13 protein-coding genes are annotated in these 25,770 nt (G+C 67.8%); 5 read left to right on the plus strand and 8 right to left on the minus strand.

The features are described from left to right. Positions 1-123 precede the first annotated feature (123 nt). The 3 genes from D7Y61_RS05000 to D7Y61_RS05010 all read right to left on the minus strand — a co-directional run bounded on the left by D7Y61_RS05000 (position 124) and on the right by D7Y61_RS05010 (position 12,324). Positions 124-7,290 carry an ESPR-type extended signal peptide-containing protein gene (locus D7Y61_RS05000; protein ID WP_180865349.1) on the minus strand — a complete coding sequence of 2,389 codons (7,167 nt, stop codon included), beginning with the start codon at positions 7,288-7,290 and terminating at the stop codon, positions 124-126. 438 nt (positions 7,291-7,728) lie between these two features. After that, positions 7,729-11,613 carry a phosphoribosylformylglycinamidine synthase gene (gene purL, locus D7Y61_RS05005; RefSeq protein ID WP_180865350.1) on the minus strand — a complete coding sequence of 1,295 codons (3,885 nt, stop codon included), beginning with the start codon at positions 11,611-11,613 and terminating at the stop codon, positions 7,729-7,731. Positions 11,614-11,712: 99 nt separating this feature from the next. Further along, positions 11,713-12,324: a hypothetical protein gene (locus tag D7Y61_RS05010; protein ID WP_180865351.1), complete on the minus strand. Its 612-nt coding sequence runs from the start codon at positions 12,322-12,324 to the stop codon at positions 11,713-11,715. 542 nt (positions 12,325-12,866) lie between these two features. Here D7Y61_RS05010 and D7Y61_RS05015 point away from each other — a divergent pair. Beyond that, positions 12,867-14,966 (plus strand): glycosyl hydrolase family 18 protein, encoded by a 2,100-nt coding sequence (locus tag D7Y61_RS05015; protein ID WP_180865352.1) that lies wholly within the window; start codon positions 12,867-12,869, stop codon positions 14,964-14,966. Positions 14,967-15,085: 119 nt separating this feature from the next. Here D7Y61_RS05015 and D7Y61_RS05020 read toward each other — a convergent pair whose 3' ends face one another. Both D7Y61_RS05020 and xerD read right to left on the minus strand, forming a co-directional pair. Continuing rightward, on the minus strand, positions 15,086-15,871 hold the full coding sequence (locus D7Y61_RS05020) for a DsbC family protein (RefSeq protein ID WP_180865353.1): 786 nt from the start codon (positions 15,869-15,871) through the stop codon (positions 15,086-15,088). A 100-nt stretch (positions 15,872-15,971) separates the two neighbouring features. Beyond that, positions 15,972-16,949: a site-specific tyrosine recombinase XerD gene (gene xerD / locus D7Y61_RS05025; protein WP_180865354.1), complete on the minus strand. Its 978-nt coding sequence runs from the start codon at positions 16,947-16,949 to the stop codon at positions 15,972-15,974. A gap of 56 nt (positions 16,950-17,005) precedes the next feature. Between xerD and D7Y61_RS05030 the strand changes: the two genes are divergently transcribed. Further along, complete coding sequence (locus D7Y61_RS05030; RefSeq protein ID WP_180865355.1) at positions 17,006-17,497, plus strand: RDD family protein; 492 nt, start codon at positions 17,006-17,008, stop codon at positions 17,495-17,497. A gap of 101 nt (positions 17,498-17,598) precedes the next feature. On the opposite strand, the gene D7Y61_RS05035 is transcribed toward D7Y61_RS05030, so the two are convergent. From D7Y61_RS05035 to lptF, 3 genes are all read right to left on the minus strand, one after another. After that, positions 17,599-18,471 (minus strand): hypothetical protein, encoded by an 873-nt coding sequence (locus D7Y61_RS05035; protein ID WP_180865356.1) that lies wholly within the window; start codon positions 18,469-18,471, stop codon positions 17,599-17,601. Between the two features lie 77 nt (positions 18,472-18,548). After that, positions 18,549-19,655, minus strand: coding sequence for an LPS export ABC transporter permease LptG (gene lptG, locus D7Y61_RS05040; RefSeq protein ID WP_180865357.1), 1,107 nt, complete (start codon positions 19,653-19,655; stop codon positions 18,549-18,551). After that, positions 19,652-20,734 carry an LPS export ABC transporter permease LptF gene (gene lptF, locus D7Y61_RS05045; protein ID WP_180865358.1) on the minus strand — a complete coding sequence of 361 codons (1,083 nt, stop codon included), beginning with the start codon at positions 20,732-20,734 and terminating at the stop codon, positions 19,652-19,654. The genes lptG and lptF overlap by 4 nt, the downstream gene beginning before the upstream one ends. Before the next feature lie 104 nt (positions 20,735-20,838). Here lptF and D7Y61_RS05050 point away from each other — a divergent pair, with 104 nt between their 5' ends. From D7Y61_RS05050 to D7Y61_RS05060, 3 genes are all read left to right on the plus strand, one after another. Next, positions 20,839-22,317, plus strand: a complete 1,479-nt coding sequence (locus D7Y61_RS05050; protein WP_180865359.1) for a leucyl aminopeptidase — start codon at positions 20,839-20,841, stop codon at positions 22,315-22,317. A gap of 82 nt (positions 22,318-22,399) precedes the next feature. Further along, positions 22,400-22,825, plus strand: coding sequence for a DNA polymerase III subunit chi (locus D7Y61_RS05055; RefSeq protein WP_014645876.1), 426 nt, complete (start codon positions 22,400-22,402; stop codon positions 22,823-22,825). Between the two features lie 72 nt (positions 22,826-22,897). After that, positions 22,898-25,726, plus strand: coding sequence for a valine--tRNA ligase (locus tag D7Y61_RS05060; RefSeq protein ID WP_180865360.1), 2,829 nt, complete (start codon positions 22,898-22,900; stop codon positions 25,724-25,726). Positions 25,727-25,770: the final 44 nt, after the last annotated feature.

The following is a 25,770-nucleotide window of genomic DNA, read 5'->3' on the forward strand; positions in this document are numbered from 1 at the left end:
ACACTGCGGCCATCATTCCTTGACGACTCCCGGCCGGCCCAGCCGGGATTGCCGTGACCTCCCCCCAGGCCCTCATTGCAGATGCTGCGCCGGCGTGGGTGGCCGCCGGCGCAATGGAGTGGCTTACCAGCCGAAGCCGGCACCGACGCCAACCGAACTGTCGTCGCTGCTGAACGCACCACCGAAGGTGACCGTGGCGCGATCGCTGATTGCGCGCTGGTAACCCAGCGACAACGCCGATTCGCCGCCCTGGAAACCGATGCCGACGCCGACACGGTTCTGGGTGCGGATACCGGCGGCACTGGTGGCCATGTTGAGCATCGCAGCGCTCATCGCGCCCTGGCGGTCGATGCGGCGATCCATGTGCCGCAGGCGACCATCGATTTCGCCCTTGAACACATCGAAGCTGTCGGCCACGGCCTGGACGCGGCTGTCGGTGTAGCTGTTGGCCGTGGCCATGCCACGGTCCAGCTGCCCCTTGTTGACCGCATCGGTGGCCGTGGTGCCGGCGGCGACATTGGTGACCTGGCGCTCATTGCCTTCGCTGCCCACCGAGACCGTGTTGGCACGATCGGCAACCGAGCCCTGGCCCAGCGCCACCGCGTTCGCAGCGGTTGCGCTGGCCCCCTGGCCGATGGCGGTGGACGAGGCGCCGCTGGCGACGGCACCCTCGCCCATGGCAACGGCATTGAGGCCCGACGCCGGGGTGCCGACCGGGATGCCTGCACCGGCAGCGGCGGCAGTGGGCGTGCCCTGCACGCGCGCCGTGCCGGCCGTTGCAGGTGCATCAGCGGCGCTGGCCAGCGGGCTGTCATCCAGCGGAGTGCTCATTGCGCGCAGGCTGGCGGTCCCGGCACGCGTGCCACCGGCCGTGCGACGGTCGATTTCGCTGACCTTGCGGTCCAGCGCGCCCAGCGCATCGCCGACGTTGCTGTAGGTGGCGCCCTGGATCACGTAGTTGGGCGCCACGAACACACCCTGCATGCCGACGCTGGCACCGCCACCGAGGAAACTGGCCGCATCGCTGAGCGACTGGAACAGTTGTCCGCCATTGATGGCCTGACGGCTGCCGGCGGCAATGCTGCCTGCCCCGACGTTGTCGATGGTGGTGCCCTGGAAGCCGGACAAGGTCAGGCGGTCACGGCTGGCGTCGTCATAGCCGACCGCGCTGGCCGCCGTGGTTTCCACGGTGGCGATGCGCGAATCGAAATCTCCCACCCGGGTCTCCACTGCGCCGACACGCTGGTTGGTGACGTTGAGCTGCGAGCCCGTGATGGCATCGCTGCTGCCGGCAGCGATGCGGCCGTCGGCCACGTTGACGATGCGGCGCGTGGCCGGGCCGTCGGTGCCATTGCCGCCACCGACCGATACCACGTTGGCATCCAGTGCACGCGAGCCCGCACCCAGCGCTACCGAGTTGGCACCGGACGCGCCGGCACTGGTGCCCAATGCAAGTGCACCGTTGCCGATGGCCGCCGCGTTGGCACCCAGCGCATTGCTGCGTGCACCCGTGGCGCTGGCCGCAGACCCGATGGCCGCAGCATCGTTACCGCTGGCACTGGCACTGCCCGCGCCGGTGGCCTTGACGTAACGCGCCGTGCCATCGGCGGTAGCGGCAACGGCGTCCAGCTGGCCGCGGTTGACCGCATCGGTACGTTCGGTACCGGCAGCGACACGGGTGATCTGGCGATCACTGGTGCTGCTGCCCACCGATACGGTGTTGGCGCGGTCGGCGACCGAACCTGCGCCCAACGCCACGCTACCTGCGGCACTGGCGGTTGCACTCACACCCACCGCCGTGGCATTGGCGCCGGCGGCCTGGCTGCCGTAGCCGGCCGCGGTCGCCAGGCGACCGCTGGCCTCGGCATAGCTGCCCAGCGCAGAGGCACCATCGGCCGAGGCACTGGCGCGGAAACCACTGGCCTGCGACTGGGTGCCGCTGGCGATGGCCTGCGCACCGCTGGCAGTACTGTAGGCGCCCTTGGCCTGGGCACCGGCACCGGTGGCGCTGGCACCCAGTTCGGTGGCGCTGGCACCGCTGCCCAGGGCTACGCTGTCGGCACCTCCGGCTTCGGCCGCGTTACCCAGTGCCGCCGCATTGTTGCCGGTGGCCAGCGCGTCGAAGCCTACCGCGGTGGCATTGGCGGCCATGGCATTGGCACCGCTGCCCAGCGCGGTGGCGCCGTTGCCGATGGCGTTGGCCGCGTTGCCGGCAGCCAGTGCGTTGTCGCCGTCGACCAGTGCACCGGCCTCGCCATCGGCATTGCCGCTGGCCTGGAACTGCCGGCTGGTCTTGTCGGCGACGCTGGCGACCGCATCCAACTGGCCCTTGTTCACCGCATCGGTGGCTTCGGTGCCGGCCGCGACGTGGGTCACCTGGCGCTCACCACCGGCCTTGCCGACGGCCACGGTGTTGTCACGGTCAGCCTTGGAGCCGGCGCCGAGCGCGACGCTGTTACTGCCATTGGCGGTGGCGTTTGCACCCAGCGCGATGGCGCTGCTGCCTGCCGCCCACGAGTTCCAGCCGATGGCCGTGGCGTAGTCTTCGGTGGCCCACGCACCCGCACCAAAGGCTGCCGCACCGGTGCCGCTGGCACGCGACGGGATCAGGCCGAAGAAGGTGCTACCACCGATGGCCACGCTCTCCTCACCACTGGCCTCGCTGGACTGGCCCACGGCGACGGCACCGGTACCGGCCGCGGCGGCGCCGAAACCGACTGCCGTGGTGTTGGCACCGCTGGCTGCCGAACCGTAGCCCAGGGCAGTACCGAGGCGACCGCTGGCTTCGGAATAGCCACCCACTGCGGTGGTGCCATCAGCCGAAGCCGTGCTGCGGAAACCACTGGCGAGCGCCTGCCCGCCGCTGGCATTGGCTTCGGTACCTGTGGCCGTGCTGTAGGCACCGCTGGCCTGTGCACGCGCGCCCACCGCGCTTGCGCCGACCTCGCTGGCGCTGGCACCGCTGCCCAGGGCCAGGCTGTCTTCGCCGGTAGCCTGCGCCGTGCTGCCCAGTGCAGCGGCGTTGCTGCCGGTGGCCAGTGCATCGATGCCGACGGCGGTGGCGTTGGCCGCCAGCGCGTTGGCACCACTGCCCAGTGCGGTGGCGCCGTTGCCGATGGCGTTGGCGGCATCACCTGCGGCCAGAGCGTTGTCACCCTCCACCAGTGCGCCGGTTTCACCATCGGCATTGCCACTGGCCTGGAACTGCCTGCTGGTCTTTTCTGCAGCTGTGGCCACGGCATCGAGCTGGTTCTTGTTGACCGCATCGTTGCCTTGCGTGCCATCAGCCACATTGGTGATCTGACGAGTGTTGCCGCCGCCGCCCACCGACACGGTGTTGTCGCGATCGGCGATCGAATCGGCGCCCAGCGCCACGCTGTTGGCGCCGCGTGATTCGGCAGCGTTGCCCAGCGCGGTGCTGTTGATGCCGCCGGACCAGGCACCGCCACCGACGGCGGTGGAATAGTTGCCCGAGGCCTCGGTGGCCAGCAGGCCGAACAGTGAGCCACCCACCGCAACGCTGTTGGTGCCCGTTGCCAGACTGCCCTGGCCGGCAGCGGTGCTGTAGGCCCCGGAAGCCTCCGAATCGCCGCCCAGCGCCACGCTGTTTGAGCCGGAAGCGTTGGCGAAGTTGCCGAAGGCGGTGGCGTTGAAGGCCGAGGCCTGCGCGAAGCCGCCGATGGCGGTGCTGTATCCACCGGTGGCCTCGGCACCGATGCCGAAGGCCGCCGACGCGGTGCCGCTGGCCACGCTCTCGCTACCGACAGCAGTGGCCGCATCGCCGCTGGCATTGCTGAAGTAACCCACGGCCACCGCTTCCTCGCCGGAGGCCTCGGACAGCACACCGGTAGCGGTGCTGCCCGCGCCGCTGGCAATGCTCGCGGCGCCGAACGCGGCACTCTGCTCGCCGCTTGCTTCACTCTCGGCGCCCTGCGCGGTGGCGTATTCACCGGTGGCCTGTGCATTGGCGCCCACGGCACTGGCGTTGGCAGCGGTGGCCAGCGCATTGAAGCCGATCGCCTGTGCATTGTTGGCCAGCGCATTGGCGCCGCTGCCCAGCGCAGTGGCGCCATTGCCGATGGCATTGGCGGCATCGCCAGCAGCCAGTGCGTTGTCCCCCTCCACCAGTGCGCCGGCTACGTCATCGCCATTGCCGCTGGCCTGGAAGAAGCGGCTGGTGGTGTTGGCAGTGCTGGCCACGGCATCCAGCTGTGCCTTGTTCACTGCATCGGTGGCCTGGGTACCAGCGGCAACGTTGGTGACCTGGCGTTCGTTGCCGGAGCTGCCTACCGATACCGTACGCGCACGGTTGGCGACCGAGCCGGCGCCGAGCGCGACGGCATTGCTGGCACTGGCGTTGCTGCCTGCGCCGAGCGCGATCGCGCTCTCACCACCGGCCACGGTGTTGGTACCGATGGCGATGCTGTTGAGGCTGTTGCCCAGCGCCTGGAAGCCCAGCGCCACGCTGTTGTCGCCATAGCCGAAGGCGCCGCGGCCGACCGCCGTGGAACTGGTGCCGTTGGCCCAGCTGTTGTAGCCGATGGAGGTGGCACCACTGCCGCTGGCCCACGCCGCGTTGCCAAAGGCGGAGGCATTGGTGGCGGTGGCCCATGCGCCGGAACCGAAAGCGCTGGCACCACTGGCGGTAGCCCAGCTGTAGCCGCCCATGGCGGTGCTGTCATCGCTGCTGGCGAATGCGCTGTCACCGACCGCCACCGCGTAGGCGCCGGTTGCACGTGACCTGCCGCCTGCGGCGAAACTGTTGTCACCACTGGCCCTGGCAGCATTGCCGAAGGCGCTGCTGGCGGCGCCGGTCGCCTGCGCACCACTGCCGACCGCTGTTGCGTCGGCAACCGCGGTGGTACCGACCTGCTGCGCCGTGCCGTCGGCGCCGATGATCGGCTGGTTGAATTCGTCGTAGGCCTGGCCCAGGCCACCGATGGCGACGCCGCCGTTGCCGGTGGCCGCACTGTTGCGGCCCACCGCCACGCTGTCATCGCCGATGGCCGACGCGGCCGCGCCATGCGCAACCGCACCGGCACCGATCGCATTGCTCGACGAACCGGCGGCGATGGCGCCCTCGCCGTCGGCCAGTGCGCCTGCGTCACTGCCTGCTTCCGGCTGGGCCTGGAAGTAGCGCGCGGTGCTGTCGGCAGTGTTCGCCACCGCGTCCAGCTGCGCCTTGTTCACCGCATCGGTGGCTTCACTGCCCGCAGCGACGCTGGTGATCTGGCGCTCGTTGCCGGCGCTGCCGACAGCCACGCTGTTGGCACGCATGGCTTCGGAGTTCGCGCCCAGCGCAACGCTGTTGGCGCCGCGCGCGGTGGCGTAGTAGCCCACGGCCGTGCTCTGCGCACCGCTGGCCCAGGTCTGCGCGCCAAGCGCACTGGCGTTTTCCCCCGGTGCGTAGGCGAAGTAGCCCACCGCAGTAGCTTCGGCACCGGAAGCTTCGGTGAGGCTGCCGTTGGCCACGGCACGGTCACCGCTGGCAATGGCGCCGGCACCCACGGCGGTCGCAGCTTCACCGCTGGCCTGGGTCTGCACGAAGAAGCCCAGGCCTGGAATCAGATCGGCCGGGCCACCGATGGCAACGCTGCTGGTGCCGGTGGCATTGCTCTGCGTGCCCAGTGCGGTGGAGTAGTCGCCGATGGCATTGGCCACGGCACCGAACGCCGATGCCTGCGCACCCGCGGCATAGGCCCCGACACCGTACGACGACGCGGCGAAGCCGCTGGCTTCGGCACTGGCGCCGACGGCGGTGCCACCCACGCCCGCGCTGGTGGCGCCGGTTTCCACCGGTACGCCGCCGCTGGTGATCAACGGGTTGCCGTTGGCATCCACTGCGGCGCCACCCACGGCAACGCTGCCGGGGCCGTTGGCCTGCGCGTTGTTGCCGAATGCTGCGCTGTTCTGGCCCGAGGCCAGCGCGTTGTTACCCACCGCAGTGGCGTTCTGCGCAACAGCGGTGGCGCCGGCACCCACCGCCGTGGTGCCGTTACCGAGGGCATTGGCGGCCTCGCCGGCTGCCAGCGCGTCGTCACCCTCCGCCAGTGCACCGGCATCGCTGTTGCCGCTGCCGGTGGCCTGGAAGTGCTTGGCGGTGGCATCGGCCACCGCGGCAACGCCCTTCAACTGGCCGACGTTGGCCGCATCGGTATCTTCGGTGCCGGCGGCGACACTGGTGATCTGGCGGGTCAGGCCGTATTCGGCGGCACCAACGGACACGCTATCGACACGATCGGCCAGCGAGCCGGCGCCGAGCGCCACGCTGCCGGTGGCGACCGCAGCAGAGTTCGAACCCAGCGCGGTGCTGTATTCACCCACGGCTGTGCTGAATGCACCCACTGCGATCGAGGCTTCATTGGCGGCGGTGGCGCCGCGACCCAGTGCAGTACTGCCCGGGCCCATCGCTACAGCACCGCCACCCACAGCGGTGGCGCCATCGGCGGTGGCTTCGGAGAGTGCACCGAGCGCGGTCGCTGCACCGTTTTCGCTTGCGGCGTACGCGCTGGCACCGACGGCGGTGTCGCCAAGGCCGAATGCCGCCGCGCTCTGCCCGACCACTACGCTGGCATCACCGATCGCAAGGGCCCCCTGGCCGAACGCGCTGGCACCGATGCCTGCAGCGATGGCCTGGGTGCCGATGGCGGTGGTGGCGTTGGCCAGCGACTGCGTACCGGCGCCGGCCGCCAGGGCCCCCTCGCCGTCGATCTTCGCCGCGTCGCTGTCATCGCCTGCGCCGTCGGCCTTGAAGTAGCGGCTGCCGTCTGCGGCCACATCGGCCAGCGCAGCCTGCGTGGCACGCGCCTGCGCATCCAGCTGTGCCTTGTTCACCGCATCGGTGGATTGGGTACCTGCGGCAACGTTGGTGATCTGCCGCTCCTTGCCGGCATCGCCGACGGAGACGGTGTTGGCGCGCGTGGCCCTGGAGCCCGCACCCAGCGCGACACTGTTGGCCGCACTGGCACTGCTGTTGCTGCCGATCGCCACTGCGTTGCTGCCCTTGGCCGTGGCCGAGCCTTCGATCAGGCACTTTTCGAGGAGCTTGCCGCTGAATGCCACACAGGTGGCACTACCGCCGATCTGCACCGACTGCGCGCTGGCGGTGCCCCCCATGCCCAGTCCCACTATCAGGCCCAGTGCCACCGCCAACAATGCGGGGGTGGCCTGCGTCGCATCGCGGCGCTGGTCGACCACCGCGCCACTGCTGCTGTCGGAGGAAGCCAGTTCCGAGGCCACCACCAACTGACCCAGTGCTTTGTTCCAGACCTTGCGATAAATCCGATTCATCGGTACGGCTCCTGATTGGACTGGTTTTGGGCAAAGCAACGCCACCGCTGGGCTTTCCGGCCCAACGTCCCCTGGGGGCGTCTATTCGCGTGATTTACTGCGGGGTATTGCCGAACGGCGCGCAGCGAAAGAAAACCGAGCGCGTGCGCCAACCGGTTACTGCGAAATGAATGCTTCTGAAACGGGGTTCAAGTGTTAACGGCAACTTTGCAGATCGTCAAGACTTTGACACGACAAATCCTATTGCCGTGAAACAGTTCACTATTTCGCCTGTTTATAAAATGATTTTGTTAGCCGCGCGTGACGATACATCGTCGCCTGAAAATCCATGTAACTAGCGGGCACATCAGGACTTTCACGCACGCAAAGAAAAACCCGCCGATCAACGGCGGGTTTTTCCATACGCGGTGGCACTGATGCCTGCGCGATGTGATGCAATCAACCGCACCACACCCGCGCGTTGCGGAACATGCGCATCCATGGCGAATCGCCCTGCCACTCGGCCGGGGCCCAGCTCATGTTGAACGCGCGCGGGGTGCGTTCCGGGTGCGGCATCATGATGGTGACGCGGCCATCGGTGCTGGTCAGGCCGGTGATGCCGTCCGGCGAACCGTTCGGGTTCAGCGGGTACTGGCTGGCCACGTTGCCGTGGCCATCGATGTAACGCAGCGAGACCCGGGCTGCGGCCTGGTCGACGGCGTTGTCGAACACCGCCTGCCCTTCGCCATGCGCCACTGCCACCTGCAGGCGCGAACCGGCCATGCCACGAAGCAGGATCGATGGAGATTCCACCACTTCCAGCAGCGCGGTACGGGCTTCGAACTGCTCGCTGGCATTGCGGCGGAACTGCGGCCAGTGTTCGGCACCGGGGATGATGTCCTTCAGCTGGCTCATCATCTGGCAGCCATTGCACACGCCCAGCGCGAAGCTGTCCTCGCGCGCGAAGAACGCGGCGAAGGCATCGCGCAGCGCGCTGCGCTCCAGGATCGAGGTCGCCCAGCCACGCCCGGCACCGAGCACGTCGCCGTAGCTGAAGCCGCCGCAGGCAACCAGGCCGGTGAAGTCCTGCAGGGCCACGCGACCTTCGATCAGGTCGCTCATGTGCACGTCGAACGCGCGGAAGCCGGCACGTTCGAAGATGTTGGCCATTTCAATCTGGCCGTTGACGCCCTGCTCGCGCAGCACAGCCACACGCGGGCGCGCACCGGTGTTGATGAAGGGAGCAGCCACGTCCTCGGCCAGGTCGAAGCTGAGCTTCGGCTTCAGGCCCGGCGCATTGAAGGCACGCGCGACCTCGCGTTCGGCGTCGGCGTTTTCCGGGTTGTCGCGGCGCTTCTGCATGGCGTGGGTGACCGACCACCAGGCGTCGAACAGCGCTTCCCAGCGCCACTCGGCCAGGTTCTCGCCGCCCAGCGACACGCGCACCACAGGTGCGGTGGTCGGCTTGGCGATGCGCTGCGCGCATTCGATCAGTGCATGACGCTCAACCAGATCGGCGAACGCCGCGCGGTCTTCGCGCGCGATCTGCACCACTGCGCCCAGCTCTTCATTGAACAGGCTGCGGAACGGATCATCGCCCCAGGCGTCCAGGGTGATGTCCAGGCCCAGGCGCGAGGTGAAGGCCATTTCACACAGGGCGGCGAAGGCACCGCCGTCGCTGCGGTCGTGATACGCCAGCAGCAGGCCGGCCTGGCGCGCATCGCGGATCAGTTCGAAGAAGCCACGCAGGCGCTGCGGGTCGTCCAGGTCCGGGGCAGCACCGGCGAAGGCCGGCAGGTCACCGTGGTCGGCATGCACCTGGGCCAGGATCGAACCGCCCAGGCGCTGCTTGCCGGCACCGAGGCCGATCAGCCACAGCTCGCTGTCCACCTCGCGGTCGAGCAGCGGGGTCAGCTGCTGGCGCACATCGGCCACCGGCGCGAACGCCGAAATGACCAGCGACACCGGCGACACGCTCTTGTGCGCTTCGCCCTGGTCGTGCCACTGCGCCTGCATCGACAGCGAGTCCTTGCCCACCGGGATGCTGATGTCCAGCTGCGGGCACAGCTCCATGCCCACCGCCTTCACCGCGTCGTACAGCAGCGCGTCTTCGCCCAGGTGGCCGGCAGCAGCCATCCAGTTCGCCGACAGCTTGATCTCATCCAACGCATCCACTGGCGCCGCGCACAGGTTGGTCAGCGCTTCGCCCACGGCCATGCGCGCCGAAGCGGCGGCATCGAGCAGGGCCAGCGGCGTGCGCTCACCCAGCGACATGGCTTCGCCGGCCACGCCGTCGAAGTCGGCCAGGGTGATGGCCACGTCGGCCACCGGCAGCTGCCACGGGCCGACCATCTGTTCGCGCGCGGTCAGACCGCCCACGCTGCGGTCACCGATGGTGACCAGGAAGTTCTTCGACGCCACGGTCGGGTGCGCCAGCACGCGCAGACCGGCTTCCTGCAGGTCCAGCCCGCCGGTCTTCAGCGCCGGCCAGCGCGGGGCCGGCGGGTGCGCGGTATCGCGGTGCATCTTCGGCGGCTTGCCGAACAGCACGTCCATCGGCAGGTCGATCGGTGCGTCGGCCGGGGTGTGGCCCGGCACGGCGCCGTAGGCCACCACCAGGTGTTCTTCGGCGGTGGCCACGCCCACTGCGGCGAACGGGCAGCGCTCACGCGCGCACAGCGCGGCGAACTCGGCCAGGCGTTCCTGGGCGACGCCCAGCACGTAGCGCTCCTGCGATTCGTTGCACCACAGCTGCATCGGCGACAACGACGGATCATCGGTGGGCACCTTGCCCAGGTCGATGACGCCGCCAACATTGGAGTCGTGCAGCAGTTCGGGGATGGCGTTGGACAGGCCACCGGCGCCGACGTCGTGGAAGAACTTGATCGGGTTGTTGGCACCCATCGCCACGCAGCGGTCGATGACCTCCTGGCAGCGGCGTTCCATTTCCGGGTTGTCGCGCTGCACGCTGGCAAAGTCCAGGTCTTCGGCGCTTTCGCCGGAGGCCACCGAACTGGCGGCACCGCCACCCAGGCCGATCAGCATGGCCGGGCCGCCCAGCACGATGACCGCATCACCGGCCTGCAGCTTGATCTTGTCGACCTGGATGCGATCGATCGCGCCCAGGCCACCGGCCAGCATGATCGGCTTGTCGTAGGCGCGGACCAGATCGGCGCCTTCGGGAAGTTCAAAGCTGCGGAAATAACCGAGCAGGTTCGGGCGGCCGAACTCGTTGTTGAACGCGGCGCCGCCGAGCGGGCCGTCGGTCATGATTTCCAGTGCCGGCGCCATGCGCGGGTTCAGCGCGCGCGGGGCTTCCCACGGCTGCGGCAGCTCGGGAATGCGCAGGTGCGAGACCGAGAAACCGGACAGGCCGGCCTTGGGCTTGCCGCCACGGCCGGTGGCGCCTTCATCGCGGATCTCGCCACCGTTGCCGGTCGAGGCACCCGGGAACGGCGCGATCGCGGTCGGGTGGTTATGCGTTTCCACCTTGATCTGGAACGCGCTGGGCACCTGCGGCTCGCGGCGGTATTCGCCCGTGGCCGGGTCCGGGCGGTAGCGCGAGGCCGGATGGCCTTCGATCACCGCGGCGTTGTCGCTGTACGCGCTGAGCGTGTGCTGCGGGGTCTGCTGGTGGGTGTTCTTGATCATCCGGAACAGCGAACGGTCCTGTTCCTGGCCGTCGATGGTCCAGCTGGCGTTGAAGATCTTGTGCCGGCAGTGCTCGGAATTGGCCTGCGCGAACATCATCAGTTCCACGTCCGAGGGCGAGCGGCCCAGCGCGGTGAAGCGTTCGCGCAGGTAGTCGATCTCGTCCTGCGCCATGGCCAGGCCAAGGCGCTGGTTGGCCGCTTCCAGCTGGTCCACCGGCACACGTTCCAGTTCGCCCCGGGCCGGCGTCGAGAACAGCGCCTGGCCCTGTTCCACGGTTTCCAGCACCGACTGCGTCATCGGATCGTGCAGCGCCTTGACCAGCGCCTGCTGGGCGGCGGCATCGGCCGGCCAGCCCTGCACGTCGATGCGCAGGCCGCGCTCGACCCGGCTGACCGGCTGGCCTGCACCGCGCACCAGTTCGGTGGCCTTGCTCGACCACGGCGACAGCGTGCCCAGGCGCGGCACCACGATGCGGCTGACCGCGCCTTCGGCCACAGCCTCGGCCTGCGGCGCAGCTTCGAGGATGCGGCACAGGGTGGCAAGGTCGGGAGCGGCACTGCCTTCGGGCTGCACGAAGTAGACGTGCCAGGCACCGCTGATGCGCAGGGAGGGAGCGATGGACTGCAGGCGGGATTCAAGACGTTCGCGGCGGAACGGCGACAGGGCGGGCGCGCCCTCAAGGACCATCATGTCCGGGGAACCGTAGTTGGGAAACGGGCCCGACATTGTACCGGAAGCGGGGGTGGGCTTCGGCGGGGCGGCGCCCGGCCCCCGTGGTTGTGCCGGCAACTACCGACGAATCCTGTTCAGGTATCCCAATGCGTAGGTGCAGGTACCGTTGGCGCGAGGCTCCAACGCCTGCAACCGGGTGAAGAACCTGCGTGCGTGCTCGCTCATGACCCTGACAAATTCATCCTTGTCGACTGCAACAGAAACCTCACTGTGGCAGGTGACGCTCACCTGCAGTCGATGCTTGCCGGGGGTCAGCTTGACCTCGATGGGCTGGTCAGGAAAAAAGCAGCTGAACGATCTGCCTTCACTGACCTGCAGCAATCCTTCCGACAGATAGCTCCACAGGTCATCGACGTAATCAAACATGCTCTTGTCGATAAGCGGCGTGCCATCAATCGTAAGGACCAGCGCTCCTTCGATGGAGTCCTTGGTATTGAACCTTCCTTGATAGTCAAAGAAGTCGACAAACTGCCCACCCGTCCTCACATGGGTTTCAACAACGATTCGATTGGTCATCCTGGGAAAAATCTTGAATGAAGTGCCACCGGAACGGAAACGCCTGGCGCGGAACTCGAGGCTCTGTTCCTCGATGAGAACCGCCTTGCGCACGTCCTGAAGGGTAGCGCCCCAGACCGGATAGCGCCTGCCAGACCGCTTCGCCACCGTCATCCGTCAACGGTTCGGGCAGGCCATCATGACGGCCGCTGCCCGGCAACCAGAGAAATGCCAGAAATCAGGCATTGAAGAGCGAAGCGACCGGCTTCTGCTTTTGATCTTCTTGTTCTGTCTTCCGTGGCTGCCCGCGCAGGAACCTGTCCGTGGCCGGGTGGGTGGGCTGCGCAGGGGCGTAAGCGCTATGGATGGCGCGCCCGAGCCTACAGGGACGTATTCACGGCGTCCCCTGCGTAGCCCATCCACCCGGCCAACCCCAGAAATCCGCTGTTCGCGGAAAGCCCCAGCCACGAGGGGCTCCGCCGATGGCTGCCGACCGTGCGCCAGCGCCGCTCTCCGCCAGATCACCGAACCATGCGCTTGCTCACGGATTGACCACACAATTGATGACAACGTTGTCCCCACCTGGTGCCGGACTCTCTCCCCGGCCTCCCAGGTACCTCCGTCCGCCCCCTCCGTCGCCTTCCCGGGCGACGCCCGGACCTGCGTCACGCGCGGCGCCATCGGGGCCCGCGCGCCCTTTGATCGGAGACTTACCCATGTACGACCCGATTGTGCGCAGTGCCGAACGTGCGACCCGAAGCTGTCGTCCCCGCCGCCTGGCCTGGCTGCTTGCCCTGGCCGCCGGTACCTCCGCCCTGCCCGGCTTGGCGCAGGCCGCCAGCTGTGCGGGGGTGGCCCAGTGGGACCAGGCCAAGATCTACCGGGCCGGCGATACCCTGCAGAAAGGAGGCGTCCTCTATCGGGCGAACCAGGACATCTGGAACGCGCCGCCGGACCATCCGGCCGGGGCGCCCTACTACACCAACCTCGGTGCCTGCGATGGCAGTGGCGCCAACCAGCCGCCGGTAGTCAGCCTGACCTCGCCGGCCAATGGCGCTACCTTCAGCGCAGGCAGCACGGTCAACGTGACCGCCAACGCCAGCGATCCGGACGGCAGCGTCGCCAAGGTCGAGTTCTTCCGCGACGGCAGCACGCTGGGCGTGGCCACCAGTGCGCCGTACGCCGCCAGCTGGGCCAATGCCAGCGCCGGCAGCCACACCCTGCGCGCGGTGGCCACCGACAACAACAACGCCACCAGCAGCACGGCCACCATCACCATCACCGTCAACGCCGCCGGTGGCGATACCACCGCGCCCAGCGTGCCGGGCGGGCTGGCGGTCGGCACCCGCACCGCCAACAGCATCGCGCTCAACTGGAGCCCGTCCACCGACAACACCGGCGGCAGCGGCGTGGCCGGCTATGATGTGTACCGCAACGGCAGCCTGGTCGGTTCACCGTCCAGTGCCAGCTTTGTCGACGGCGGGCTGACCGCCTCCACCACCTACCGCTACCGCGTGCGCGCCCGCGACAACGCCGGCAACGCGTCGGCACAAGGCACCGAGATCAGCGCCACCACGCTGGCCGGCGACGGCGGCACCACCGGCAAGCGGGTCATCGGCTACTTCACCCAGTGGGGCATCTACGGCCGCAATTACCGGGTCAAGAACATCGACAGCAGCGGCTCAGCCGCGCGCCTGACCCACATCAACTACGCCTTCGGCAATGTGCGCAACAACCGCTGCGAAGTGGGCGTCACCCAACCGTCGGACCCCAACAGCGGTGCCGGTGGCGATGCCTTCGCCGATTACACCAAGGCGTTCAGCGCCGCCGAGAGCGTCAGCGGCAGCGCCGATACCTGGGACCAGCCGCTGCGCGGCAACTGGAACCAGCTCAAGCAGCTCAAAGCCAAGTACCCGGGCATGAAGGTGTTGATCTCGCTGGGTGGCTGGACCTGGTCGCGCGGCTTCTCCAGCGCGGCACGCCCGGAAAACCGCCAGGCCTTCGTCGCCTCGTGCATCGATGCCTACATCAAGGGCAACCTGCCGGTGACCGACGGTGCAGGTGGTGCCGGTGCCGCGCTGGGCGTGTTCGACGGTATCGACGTCGACTGGGAATACCCGGTGGCGTGCGGCATCGAATGCGGCAAGCCGGAAGACAACGCCAACTTCACCGCGCTGATGGCCGAGTTCCGCCGCCAGCTCGATGCGGTGCGTCCGGGCCTGCTGCTGACGGTGGCGGTGGGTGCAGGCATCGACAAGATCCGCGTCACCGATCCGGCCGCCTACCACCCGTATCTGGACTACATCAACGTGATGACCTACGACTTCCACGGTGCGTGGGATGCGAAGACCAATCACCAGTCGGCGCTGTTCGATTCGCCGAATGATCCGTCCACCGGCGACCAGAAGCTGTACAACAGCAACGACGCCATCGAGGCCTTCATCAGCCGTGGCGTACCTGCCGCCAAGCTCAACCTGGGCATCGGCTACTACGGGCGTGGCTGGACCGGTGTGGCCAACGCCAACAACGGTCTGTACCAGGCCGCCAGCGGCGCCGCCCCGGGTACGTATGAGGCCGGCATCGAAGACTGGAAGGTGCTGAAGAACCTGGCGTGGCCGGGCTACACCGACAACACCGCCGGTGCCACCTGGATCTACAACGGCAGCACGCTGTGGAGCTTCGACACCCCGGCCAACATCACCCGCAAGATGGGCTACGTGAAGACCCAGGGCCTGGGCGGCGCGTTCGTCTGGGAGTTCAGTGGGGACGATGCACAGGGCACGCTGACCAAGGCGGTCAGTGATGGCTTGAAGTAAAAAAAAGGCCGGGGGTGCAGCGCGCCCCCGGCTTCCTACCTGTAGAGCCGAGCCCATGCTCGGCTGATGTTTCCGCAGCCGAGCATGGGCTCGGCTCTACAGAAAATGGTCGACGGCAATCAACGCTTCTCGGACAGCTTGTCCAGCGCCGCACGCAGCTGTGCCGGCGGCAGGTAACCGCCCAGCTGGGTACCGTCCGGCGCGAAGATCGCCGGCGTGCCGTTCACGCCCAGCTGCTGGCCCAGTGCGTACTGCATGGCCACCGGGTTGGTGCAGTTCTTGGCCGGCACACTGCCACCACGCTTGGCGTTGGTCAGCGCCTGGCGGCGATCAGCCGCGCACCAGACCGAGATCATGTCGGTGTAGTCCTTGCTGCCCAGCCCCATGCGCGGGAAGGCCAGGTACTCGACGGTGATGCCGTTGCGGTTGAGCTCGGCGATGTCCTGGTGCAGCTTGCGGCAGTAGCCGCACTCGATGTCGGTGAACACGCTGACCGTGTACTTCGCGTTCGGCGCGGCGAACACGATGCGGTCACCATGATTGGCCTTGGCCAGCAGGTCACGGCGGTAACCGAGCAGGCCTTCGCTGTTGGCCGGCCCCTTGGCCCGGGTGTCGTACGGCTGCGACTGGAACAGGTAGCGGCCGTCATCGGACACGTACAGCAGCTGGCCGGAAACGACCACCTCGCGGAAACCGGGGAACGGCGCTGCGCCGATGTAATCCACCTGGAAACCGGGATTCAGCGCGGTCAGCGCAGTGCGCACGGCCTGGTCGGCCGAAGCGTTGGCGGCCGGGCTGGCCTTGGCCGCAGCGGTGGCAGGGGCCTTGGCAGCAGGCGGTGCCGGCTGGGCACAGGCAGTCAGGCTGAGCGCACCGAACACGGCGGCGATGGCAAATCGGAGCATGGAACGGTCCGCGGCAGAAGAAGACCTCGGATTCTGACACAGCCACCGGCACCGGGCCGCGACGCCGCGCACCGCCCGGGGCCTGGGTTCAGGCCACCGCTCAACCGCGCGGATGATGCCGGGCGTGCAGTTTCTGCAGGTGCTCGCGCGCCACCAGGGTATAGATCTGGGTGGTCGACAACGAGCTGTGGCCAAGCAGCATCTGCAGTGCGCGCAGATCGGCGCCACGATTGAGCAGGTGGGTGGCGAAGCTGTGGCGCAGGCCATGCGGGCTGATCCGCGCCGGGTCGATGCCCGCCACCTGCGCGTGGCGCTTCACCAGGTGCCAGAATGCCTGCCGGGTCAGCGCGTGCAGCGTCGGCTCGACGAACAACGGCGCCTGCCCATCCGCCAATGCCTGCACCTTGCCCTTGCCGACCAGCTGGGGCCGCGACTGCTGCAGGTAACGCTCCAGCCAATGCTGGGATTCCTCGCCCAGCGGCACCAGCCGCTCCTTGCTGCCCTTGCCGGTGACCCGCAGCACGCCCTGGCGCAGGTTGACGGCAGTTGCCGGCAGCAGCACCAGTTCGCTCACGCGCAGTCCGGCGGCATACATCAGCTCCAGCATGGCACGGTCGCGCAGGCCCAGTGGGCTGTCGATGTCCGGTGCCGCAAGCAGTGCGTCAATCTGGCTTTCGGCAAGTGCCTTGGGCAGCAACCGCGGCAGCTTGGGCGGATCCAGCAGCGCGCTGGGGTCCTCACTGCGTTCGCCGCGGCGCACGCCATCGGCGAAGAACCCGCGCAATGCCGACAGCAGGCGCGCATTGCTGCGCGGCGACCAGCCATGACGGGTGCGCCAGGCCAGGTAATCGAACAGGCCAGGCCGCTCGATGCCGGCCAGGCCACCATCACGCCCGTCCATCCAGCGCGCCAGCCCTTCCAGATCACGCCGGTAGCTGTCGAGGCTGGCGCGGGCCAGTCCATTCTCGGCCCAGATCGCATCGAGGAAACGTTGGATGCGCGCGCTGTCGTCGGCGCGCAGCTCGGGCAGTTGCTGCACCAGCTGGCGACGTTCGGCGGGGGTGGAAACAGAGGCCATGCGTGCAGGATACGAGGGCCACTGCGGATGCGGCCAGCATTGCGTATGCTCGGCGCATGTCCCGCCCCGCCATCGATACGGCCCCTGCGGCCGCCAGCGACCTGCCCCGCCCACGCGCACTGCTGCTGTGGCGCCTGCTGGCAATGGTCTACGACGCGCTGCCGGTGCTGGCGCTATGGATGCTCGCTGGCACGCTGTTCACCCTGGCCTACACATTCAGCGGCCACGCACAGCGCGAGAACATCGCGCCGTTCAGTACCTGGCAGTGGCTGCTGTGGGCCGTGTGCTGGGCGGTCACGGGATGGTATGCGACGGCCAGCTGGCGTCGCGGCGGGCAGACGCTGGGCATGCGTCCCTGGCGGTTGAAGCTGGAATCGAGCGATGGCGCGCCGCTGCGGCGCGGCCAACTGTGGCTGCGCTTTGCGGTGGGCACGCTGTCGCTGCTGCTGGGCGGCCTGGGATTCTGGTGGGCGTGGATCGACCGCCAGCGGTTGACCTGGCACGACCGCGCCAGCGGCACCCGCCTGTTGCGGATGCCGAAGCACTGATGCACGACCTGTAGAGCCGAGCCTACGCTACGCTCGGCTGCGTTCCGCGGTTGCACTCAACAGCCGGGCATCGGCTCGGCTCTACACGATCAACGCTGCGATCAGCCTGCGGGTGCCGGGTCCGGCAGGATCACCGCTGGCTGCGCCCAGAGATCGAAGAACTGCGACGAGAACTTCGTGGCCTTGACGCCATCGGGTACCGGGATCTTGCCGTTCAGCTTCCCCTGGGCCGTCACGAAGTCCTGCCATAGCTTCAGGCTGGCCTTCTTCAGGCGCTTCTGCTCACCGGCATCGCTGGCAGCCAGGTACTGCGCATACAGGTCGCGCATCGGCTTGCCCTTGTCTTCGAAGGCAGCCGGAAGCTCCGGCAGGGTAGCGGGGGTGAACTCAACCTTCGCATCCGGTGCCTTGTAGCCATCAGGTCCGAACGCGGCCCGCAGATCGTCCTCTGCGTCGAGGTATGCGAAGAATCCGGGCACGTTGTAGAGCTTGGTCCGGTAATCGGAGGAAGTATCCGGGCTGTTGGACACCACCATGCTGGGCAGTTCGCCCAGCAGGCCCACATCCCAGCGGCGTGGAATCAACAGACCGGTCGCCTTCACGTAGGGACCCTCGATCTCCACGTCATTCAACTCGACTTTCGACACCAGCCCACCGGAGTTGGTCTTGCTGGTGACGTACTGCTCGGTGACGATCACGTACTCGCCCAGCGTCGGGTTGATCAGGCCACCGATGCCACCGGCATAGACCACCATGCGCACGTTGCCGATCTTCCCGCTCTGCAGGCGGTACTGGCCAGGCTCCAGGCTGATGGGCACCGCAGTGTGCGGCGCAATGACGTGCTGCTGATCATCGATCGACAGGGTAAGCGGTGCGTCGGTCGGATTGTCGATCTCGAAGTCGACCGCAGAGCGGCTGCAGCCGGCGGAAAGCAGTACGGCCGCGATGTACGGCAGAAGGCGGTAGAGGGTCATGTTCATCCTTGAAGTGAAGCGTCCTTGAAGTGAAGCGGAGACAGCCGAGCATGGGCTCGGCTCTACAACAATCACGATCAGCCCGATTTCCGCCGGAACAGCAACCCCGACACCGCCAGCATCACGATCGGCGGCAGCGCATAGGCAATGCGGTAATCGAACTTCAACGCGCCGGCCATGCGGCCGAAGAACAGCTGCAGCAGCCAGAACGCCAGCGCGAACAGGATGCCCAGGAACAGGCGCTTGCCCATGCCGCCACTGCGCAGTGAACCGAACGCGAACGGCACCGCCGCCAGGCACAGCGCCAGCACGTTCAACGGATAGAACCAGCGGCTCCAGTACACATCCTCGAAGTCGCGCGCATCCAGCCCGTTGCGCTGGCGATAGGCGATGCTGGTGCTCAGTTCGGCCACGCTGAGGTTGCGCGGCTTGGCGATGCCGGTGGCCAGCGCCGCCGGATCCAGCGAAGAATTCCACGCTTCGCGCGCCACTTCCTCACGCGTGGCCGAGCGTTCACCAAAGGTGTCCCGGCGCACGCCCGTCAATACCCAGCCATCCTTGTCATGCTCGACGGTGGCCGCATGGGTCAGCGAGGCGATCCGGCCGTCTTCAGCAATGCGGTAAAGGCGCACGTCGCGCAGGATCAGGCGCGTGCCCTTGTCACCGACCAGCTGCTCTTCGCCACTCTGCGCGTTGAGGAAGGTGTCGCCTTCGCGCGCCCACAACCCGGAGTAACGGCTGGTGGCGATATCGCGCCCCCACTTGGCGCTGGATTTCAGCGCATCGGCACGGTCCTGGCCCCACGGGCCCAGCGTCTCGGCGCTGAGCACCATCACCGCGGTCAGCAGCGACAGCGCGATCGCCACTGAAACGCTGAGGCGCTTGCGCGACAGGCCCAGTGCACGCAGCGCGGTCAGCTCCGAGGTCGCGGCCAGCTGGCCCAGGCCCATCAGCGCACCGATCACCGCAGCGGTGGGGAACATCGTGTAGGCACGGCGCGGCACGGTATACAGCACCCACGCGGCAGCATGGCCCAGCGTGTAGCCGTTCTTGCCGATGTCCTTGAACTCGCCGGAGAACGCCATCACCACGTCCAGGCCGACCAGCACGGCCCACGTCAGCAGCACCGTGGTGAATACCGACTGGCCCAGGTACAGGTCGAAACGCATCGGACGCAGCCTCATGCGCGTGCTCCCTTCGGGCGGCCCAGACGGCCATCACGTGCATACATCCAGATCGCAAGCGCCAGCAGCGGCAGGGTCAACCACCACAGGCCGAGCGCGGGCGGGATCTTGCCGTTGGCGATCCAGCCACTGCCGATGAACATCAGGTTGGTGCCGACCATGTAGGCCAACAGCGCCAGCATCATGCGGCCGTAGCGCTGCTGGCGCGGCGAGCTGCGGCCCAGCGGCACGGTCAGCAGGGCGAACGCCAGCGCGATCAGCGGCGGTGCCAGGCGGCGGTGCAGCTGCGCCTGCGCCTGCGGGCGCGCGTCACCGATCAGGTCCAGGGTCGGCATCAGTTCCGGGTCATCCTCGGTGCGGGTCTGCGCGCCATCAGGCAGCGCCACATCGTTGCGCGCGAAAGTCGCCAGCCGGTAATCCAGCCCACCGGCCACCGGCCCCTCCACCTGGTGGCCGTCATCAAGCTCCAGGAAACGCTGGCGGGTGCCTTCGAAGAACATGCGGCCGCCATTGGCCGACACCACCTCCAGGCGGTCGTCCTTCTGTAGCTGCATGAACACCTTGCCCAGCTGGGTGCCATCGGGCGAGATCGAGGACAGGTAGACCACGCCACCATTGGGCAGCGGGGTGAAGCGGCCCGGCTCCAGCCCGGCCATCAGCACGCTGCGGTTGGCCTCGATGATCATCTGCTCGGCCACCCGCCCAGCCCAGGGGCCCAGCCAGAGAGAGCAGGCACCAACCAGCAGCACCACCGGCACCACCAGCATCAGCAGTGGCCGCAGCAGCCGCTTGGGGCCCACGCCAATGGCGGTGATGACCGCCATTTCCGAGTCGCGGTACAGGCGGGCGACCGCCAGCAGCAGACCCAGCATCAGTGCCAGCGGCAGGATCAGCGGCAGGTAGGCGATGAACTGCAGACCCAGCTGGGAGAACAGCAGCTTGGCCGGCAGGCGTCCGTCGGCGATGTTGCCGAGGATGTCCACCAGCACGCCGCCCACGCTGACCACCAGCAGGACGATCAGGGTAGCCAGGAAACTCTGGACGAAATCGCCCAGCAGGTATCGGTCGAGCTTCAACATGGGGCGGTGGTTTAAACTCTGGGGTTCGTTCGCGGTGCCGCCCAGTCTACTGTCTGGGCGTAAACGGCCTGCGATTGTACGGACTCGCCAATGGAATCTGCTCAATGGCCCTCGAATTCACCCTGAACCACGTTGCTCCGGCCGCCGCCACCGTTGATTGCCTGGTGGTTGGCGCCTATGCCGACCATACCCTGACCCCGGCCGCGCAGGCCCTGGACGCCGCCAGTGGTGGCCGCCTGGCCGCCCTCGCCGAGCGTGGCGACCTGTCCGGCAAGACCGGCGCCACCACCCTGCTGCATGACCTGCCGGGCGTGACCGCCCCGCGCGTGCTGGTGGTCGGCCTGGGCGATGCTGCCCGCTTCGGCGTGCCGCAGTACCTGAAGGCCGTCGGCGACGCCGTGCGCGCATTGAAGGCCGGTGCTGCACGCAGCGCACTGTTCACCCTGTCCGAAGTGTCAGTGAAGGACCGCGACGCCGCCTGGGCGATCCGCCAGGCAGTGATCGCCGCCGATCACGCCGCCTACCGCTACACCGCCACCCTGGGCAAGAAGAAGGCCGACGACGCCGGCCTGACCCAGCTGGCCATCGCCGGTGACGACGCACAGGCGCTGGCCCAGGGCCACGCCATCGCCGCCGGTGTCGAGTTCGCCCGCGAACTGGGCAACCTGCCGCCGAACTACTGCACCCCGGCCTACCTGGCTGAAGTGGGCGTGAAGTTCGCCGGCGAGCACGACGGTGCCGAAGCCGAGATCCTCGACGAGCACCAGATGGAAGCGCTGGGCATGGGCTCGCTGCTGGCCGTGGCCCGCGGCTCGGCCAACCGTCCGCGCCTGGTGGTGCTGAAGTGGACCGGCGCTGGCGACGCCAAGCCCTACGTGCTGGTCGGCAAGGGCATCACCTTCGATACCGGTGGCGTCAACCTGAAGACCCAGGGCGGCATCGAGGAGATGAAGTACGACATGTGCGGTGGCGCCAACGTCATCGGCACCTTCGTCGCGGCCGTGAAGGCCAAGCTGCCGCTGAACCTCGTCGTGGTGGTGCCTGCCGTTGAAAACGCCATCGATGGCAACGCCTACCGTCCGTCCGACGTGATCACCTCGATGTCGGGCAAGACCATCGAAGTGGGCAACACCGACGCCGAAGGCCGCCTGATCCTGTGCGACGCGCTGACCTACGCGCAGCGCTTCGAGCCGGCCGCGCTGGTTGACGTCGCCACCCTGACCGGTGCCTGCATGGTCGCCCTCGGCCACCAGACCGCCGGCCTGATGAGCAAGCACGACGACCTGGCCAACGAGCTGCTGGCCGCCGGCGAGCACGTGTTCGACCGCGCCTGGCGCCTGCCGCTGTGGGACGAGTACCAGCCGATGCTGGATTCGACCTTCGCCGACGTCTACAACATCGGCGGCCGCTGGGCCGGTGCGATCACCGCCGGCTGCTTCCTGTCGCGCTTCGCCGAAGGCCAGCGCTGGGCGCACCTGGACATCGCCGGCGTGGCCAGCGATGAAGGCAAGCGTGGCATGGCCACCGGCCGCCCGGTCGGCCTGCTGAGCCAGTGGCTGCTGGACCAGGCCGCCCGCGCCTGATGCCGTACCCGACCCTGGCCGGCCCCCGCCGGCCAGGGCCTCGCCCGGCACGACCGGGCCCCTGCCTGACCCGGACCCTGCCATGCCCCGCGCCGACTTCTACCTGATCGCCAAGCCCCGTTTCCTGACCGAGCCGCTGCGGCTGGTCTGCGAACTGGCGCGCAAGGCCAACGACGCCGGGTTGTTCACCCTGGTGCTGGCCCGCGACCAGGCCCAGGCCGAGGAGCTGGACGAGCTGCTGTGGGCGTTCGACAACGATGCCTACATCCCGCATCAGATTGCCGGCGAGGACATGGACGAGGAAGAGGCCCTGGTGCTGATCGCCGTGCCGGGCACCGACGCGCCGGCGCGCCCGCTGGTCATCAACCTGCGCGATGAGCCTTGGCTGGGCCAGTGCGAACGCGTGCTGGAAGTGGTCCCGGCCGATCCGGAAGCGCGCGAACCGCTGCGCGAACGCTGGCGCCAGTACAAGGCCGCCGGGTACGACCTGAACAAGCACGACATGTAAGCGCGCCCCGGCCCCCTTGATGGGCCGCCGCCGCGCCCTGATCCTTCAACGATTACCTCCTGGTTCCCCCGCATGACCCAACTCGCCTCCAGCTACGACCCGAAGTCCTTCGAGACCGACCTCTACGAGGCCTGGGAGAAGGCCGGCCACTTCAAGCCGTCCGGCACGGGCGAGCCGTACACCATCCTGCTGCCGCCACCGAACGTGACCGGCACGCTGCACATGGGCCATGCGTTCCAGCAGACGCTGATGGATGCGCTGGTGCGCTACCACCGCATGCGCGGCTACGACACGCTGTGGCAGGTCGGTACCGACCACGCCGGCATCGCCACCGAAATGGTGGTCAGCCGCAACCTGGCACTGGAAGGCAAGGGCGAGACCCGCGATTCGCTGGGCCGCGAAGGCTTCATCGGCAAGGTCTGGGAGTGGAAGCAGCAGTCCGGCGACACCATCGAGCGCCAGATGCGCCGCCTCGGCACCTCCGCCGACTGGTCGCGCAGCACCTTCACCATGGACCCGCAGCCGTCGGCCGCGGTGAACGAAGCCTTCGTGCGCTGGTACGAACAGGGCCTGATCTACCGCGGCCAGCGCCTGGTCAACTGGGACCCGGTGCTGAAGACCGCCATTTCCGACCTGGAAGTGGAGAGCGCCGAGGAAGATGGCTTCCTGTGGTCGATCGCCTACACGCTGGATGAAGGCCTGAGCTACGAGCACGTCGAGCGCGATGCCGACGGCGTGGAAACCCTGCGCGAAACCCGCGACTACCTGGTGGTGGCCACCACCCGTCCGGAAACCCTGCTGGGCGATACCGCGGTGATGGTGCACCCGGAAGACCAGCGCTACGCCCACCTGATCGGCAAGAGCGTGGTGCTGCCGTTGACCGGCCGCCGCGTGCCGGTGATCGCCGACGACTACGTGGACCGTGCGTTCGGCACAGGCGTGGTCAAGGTCACCCCGGCGCACGATTTCAACGACTATGAAGTGGGCGTGCGCCACAGCCTGCCGATGATCAACCTGTTCACCCCGGTGGCGGCGCTCAACGAGAACGCACCGGAGCGTTTCCAGGGCCTGGATCGCTACGCCGCGCGCAAGGCCGTGCTGGCCGAGCTGGAAGACCTGGGCATCCTGGTCGAGACCAAGGCGCACAAGCTGCAGGTGCCGCGCGGCGACCGTACCGGCCAGGTGATCGAGCCGTACCTGACCGACCAGTGGTTCGTGAAGATGGACGACCTGGCCAAGCGTGGCCTGGAACTGGTCGAGGACGGAACCATCGCATTCGTTCCGCCGAACTGGATCAATACCTACCGCCACTGGATGAACAACATCCAGGACTGGTGCATCAGCCGCCAGCTGTGGTGGGGCCACCGCATCCCGGCGTGGTTCGATGCCGCCACCGGCAGCTGCTACGTCGGTCGCAGCGAAGACGAAGTGCGCGCGAAGAACAACCTGGGCAGCGACGTGGTGCTGAACCAGGAAAGCGACGTGCTGGAGACCTGGTTCTCCTCGCAGCTATGGCCGTTCTCCACCCTGGGCTGGCCGAACGAGCAGGCCATGGCCGAGCGTGGTTTCGACCGCTACCTGCCGTCGTCGGTGCTGATCACCGGCTTCGACATCATCTTCTTCTGGGTGGCGCGCATGATCATGGCCACCGACAACCTGGTCGGGAAGATCCCGTTCAAGGACGTCTACTTCACCGGCCTGATCCGCGACGGCCAGGGCCAGAAGATGTCCAAGAGCAAGGGCAACGTGCTCGACCCGCTGGACATCATCGACGGCATCACCATCGACGACCTGGTCGCCAAGCGCACCGGTGGCCTGATGCAGCCGAAGATGGTGGAGAAGATCGAGAAGGCCACCCGCAAGGAATTCCCGGACGGCATCGCCGCCCACGGTGCCGATGCGCTGCGCTTCACCATCGCCGCGCTGGCCACCCACGGCCGCGACATCAAGTTCGACATGAACCGTGCCGAAGGCTACAAGAACTTCTGCAACAAGCTGTGGAACGCCAGCCGCTTCGCGCTGATGAACACTGAAGGCGCAGCGTTCACCGGCGTGCCCAAGCCGCGCACCGATGCCGAGCGCTGGATCCTCTCGCGCCTGGCGGCCACCACTGCCGAAGCACAGGGCCATTTCGCCGCCTACCGCTTCGACCTGCTGGCGCAGTGCCTGTACGAGTTCGCATGGAACGCGTTCTGCGACTGGTTCCTGGAACTGAGCAAGCCGGCCCTGAACGGTGCCGACGCCGCCGATGCCGAAAGCACCCGGCACACCCTGCTGTACGTGCTGGAAGCGCTGCTGCGCCTGCTGCATCCGCTGACCCCGTTCATCACCGAACAGCTGTGGCAGCAGCTGGCCCCGCGCCTGGGCCTGGCCGAAACCACGCTGTCGCTGCGCCCGTACCCGACCGCGGCCGAGTTCGAAGGCGATTTCGCCCAGGCCGAGGCCGACGTGGAATGGCTGAAGGCGGTGATCAGTGCGGTGCGTCGCGTGCGCAGTGAGCTGAACGTCGCCCCGTCCAAGCTGGTGCCGCTGCGGCTGCAGGGTGGCCTGGAACAGGACCGACTGCGCATCGAACGCTTCAGCGCCTCGCTGTCGTTCCTGCTGAAGCTGGACAGCATCCAGTGGCTGGCCGAAGGTGAAAGCGCACCGCCGGCCGCTGCCGCAATCGTTGGTGAACTGAAGCTGCTGGTGCCGCTGGAAGGCCTGGTCGATCTCGACGCCGAGCGCGTGCGCCTGGACAAGGAAATCGCCCGCGTCGACGCCGAAAAGGAAAAGAGCGAGACCAAGCTGGCCAAGTTCACCGACAAGGTACCGCCGGCGGTTGTCGAGCAGGAACGCGTGCGACTGGCCGACTGGAATACCCAGCTGGCCGGCCTGCGCGAGCAGCGCGCGAAGCTGTAACACCGCGCTCTGGTGCGTGCCAACCAAGGTTGGCACCTACCCCG

The organism is Stenotrophomonas maltophilia, from assembly GCF_013464485.1.
GTDB classification, from domain to species: Bacteria; Pseudomonadota; Gammaproteobacteria; order Xanthomonadales; family Xanthomonadaceae; genus Stenotrophomonas; species Stenotrophomonas maltophilia_AW.